The following is a 563-nucleotide window of genomic DNA, read 5'->3' on the forward strand; positions in this document are numbered from 1 at the left end:
CGCGGCCAGCGTCAGGCGGTCGATCGTGGTGCGCGATGGCTTGGCCTTGAGCCCCAGCCGCTTGGCGGCGAGCAGCAGGTCCCGCATCGAGGGGGTGTCCGTTGGGCCCAGCCCCAGGCTGTGACGCAGCGACGGCAGTCGGCCGCCACATGGTGCAGGCGGGCCAACGATCGCCAGCGCCGCCAAAGCGCCGTCTCGGGCTTCGTTGGATTGCTGGCGCGGGACCACTTCTTCGCGCGGTTCCTCGGGCCCGCGCCCTCCCATCAAGGCGTCTTGCGCGCCCGTCACTCCCGACATCACTCCCACCCTTTAGCTGCCGTCTATGGCGGCTCAAATTTGTATTACTAAAAGGTTAAGGTAGGTGGTGATGTGTTGCCCACCCCACCAAAAAGGGGTGTGACTTCAAAACGTCTTCTCCGGTCGCCTGGCGCGCAGCGTAGTTAGGAATCGGTGATGGGGAGACCTACCCGCCCGCCTTCTTCGGCGCGAACCCCGCCTGCGTCAACCAGGCCATCACCTTCTCCAGGTGATCCCCCTGGATCTCGATCGTGCCGTCCTTGACG

1 pseudogene is annotated in these 563 nt (G+C 65.2%); it reads right to left on the reverse strand.

The features are described from left to right. A pseudogene (locus FUT87_RS27990) lies at positions 1-288 on the reverse strand (hypothetical protein); the annotation flags it as partial. Positions 289-563: the final 275 nt, after the last annotated feature.

The organism is Mitsuaria sp. TWR114, from assembly GCF_007997345.1.